The 2,113-nt window shown below is 40.7% G+C and carries 2 protein-coding genes and 1 tRNA gene; 1 reads left to right on the plus strand and 2 read right to left on the minus strand.

Going from position 1 to position 2,113, the window contains the following annotated elements; genetic code table 11:
* Positions 1-742 (plus strand): type V CRISPR-associated protein Cas12k (gene cas12k / locus VE944_RS26040; protein WP_324983977.1); only part of this gene is annotated, 742 nt, incomplete at its 5' end.
* A gap of 529 nt (positions 743-1,271) precedes the next feature.
* Here cas12k and VE944_RS26045 read toward each other — a convergent pair.
* Positions 1,272-1,394, minus strand: coding sequence for a hypothetical protein (locus tag VE944_RS26045; protein WP_324983980.1), 123 nt, complete (start codon positions 1,392-1,394; stop codon positions 1,272-1,274).
* A 475-nt stretch (positions 1,395-1,869) separates the two neighbouring features.
* Positions 1,870-1,941: transfer RNA gene (locus VE944_RS26050), tRNA-Lys, on the minus strand.
* Between the last annotated feature and the right edge of the window lie 172 nt (positions 1,942-2,113).

The raw sequence follows: 2,113 nt of genomic DNA on the forward strand, positions 1-2,113 counted from the left end.
CAGAGAAGAAAAAGCAGAAGAAATTGCTAAAATTCTCACCAAAATTAAAGCCAAGGACGACCTCAATGACAAACAGCTAGCTTATATAAAAAGGAAAAACTCCACATTAGCCAGAATTAATAACCCTTTTCCTCGTCCCAAAAAGCCCTTATATAAAGGTCGCTCTCATATTCTTGTTGGTGTTAGCTTTGGTCTAGAAAAGCCTACAACAGTAGCAGTAGTTGATGGCTCTACAGGGAAAGTGCTTATCCACCGGAGTATTAAACAAATACTTGGTGATAATTACAGACTGCTTAATAGACAGCGACAACAAAAACACTCCTTATCTCATCAACGCCAAATAGCTCAAACGCTTGCTGCACCAAATCAATTGGGAGAATCAGAGTTAGGGCAGTATGTAGACAGATTGATAGCTAAAGAAATTCTAGCGATCGCACAAACATATAAAGCTGGTAGTATTGTCCTCCCTAAGTTGGGCGACATGCGAGAACAAGTTCAAAGTGAGGTTCAAGCCAAAGCTGAACAAAAATCAGACTTAATAGAAGTTCAAAAAAAGTATGCCAAACACTATAGAGTTAGTGTTCATCAGTGGAGTTATGGCAGATTGATTACAAGCATTCAAAATCAAGCAAAAAAAGCTGGAATTGTTGTAGAAGAGGCAAAACAGTCAGTAAAAGGAAGCCCGCAGGAGAAAGCGAAAGAATTAGCGATCGCAGCTTACTATTCCCGCAAAATAAACTGATTGACAAAACACCGAACCTTGATAATAGAATAAGAAAATTCAACAGCGCCGCAGTTCATGCTTGTTACAAGCCTCTGTGCTGTGTAAATTTGGGTTAGTTTGACTGTTGTCAAGTAGTCTTGCTTTCTGACCCTGGTAGCTGCCCACCTTGATGCTGCTGTCCCTTGCGGACAGGAATAAGGTGCGCCCCCAGTAATAGAGGTGCGGGTTTACCGCAGTGGTGGCTACCGAATCACCTCCGACCAAGGAGGAACCCACCTTAATTATTTTTTGGCATGTTAAAGCGGGAGCGATTTTCCTGGGGTTGCTGCCAAAAGTTTAAATCGCTTGTTTAATGAGGTTTATAGCCTTTAAGGTGTCAGTTGATTTACTTTTTTAAGTGTTAACTGCCAGGCGATTTTGGGAGACGTGACAAAAATGCCTTCAGAACTATTGGTAAATCAAGGGTTTGAAGTGCAGAGTTTCAACACCCCTCCCAGCTAGAGGCGGGTTGAAAGTCACCACAAAACTCCGCTAAATCTTTATCGCGTCATGTTTCAACACCCCTCCCAGCTAGAGGCGGGTTGAAAGTTAACATACTGCCACCAGTCGTTACCTTGCCCATCACGGTTTCAACACCCCTTCTAGCTTGAGACGGGTTGAAAAAAGTCATTCCCAATCGGATTGGGAAGTGAAGACCGATTTCAACAACCCTTCGGATAGAGACGACGGGTTAAAAGATTAAAAGATTTATATCCTATTTTTCAGATTAGCTACAAAAGTTTTGTTAAAAAGGGTGGGTTGAAAGGACTCTTAATCTATTGGTCGTAAATGTTTTGGACAAAAAAATATTTTCTAACAAGGTGAGATTAAACGCATAGTACGTTATGGATACTTCCTGCAATCGCCAACTGTGGGTATCTTGCAAAAGCATTCTAGGCCGTTTCTTTTAAAGTATCGCAATCACCTAAAAGTGAGATATAGGTGGAATGATATTATAGGAAAGTTACATCCTAGTTCTCTAAAGTGCCATTAATTTATCAAAGAGGATATTAATCTGTTAACAATGACATTAATTAGTGAAAAATGACATTAATCTGTTAACAGTGACAAATAATTAGTTAATGTACAACAAGGGCTGGAAAGAGTGGGTGACCTGAGATTCGAACTCAGAACCAATAGATTAAGAGTCTACTGCTCTACCGTTGAGCTAGTCACCCGCACGAATAGCCATCATAGCAAACTTCTGACAATTTAGCTAGTACCGTGCCAAAAAACGAATTAAAGGGGGAATTCGATGGTGAAGATGGTTTGACCGGCTCCACTCTCTACATAAATTGAGCCGCCTAAATGTCTGACCATTTTCTGCACTAATGCCAATTCCAGTCCAGT

Origin of the sequence: Nostoc sp. (assembly GCF_035638895.1) — a bacterium.
In the GTDB taxonomy this organism is placed as follows: Bacteria; Cyanobacteriota; Cyanobacteriia; order Cyanobacteriales; family Nostocaceae; genus Nostoc.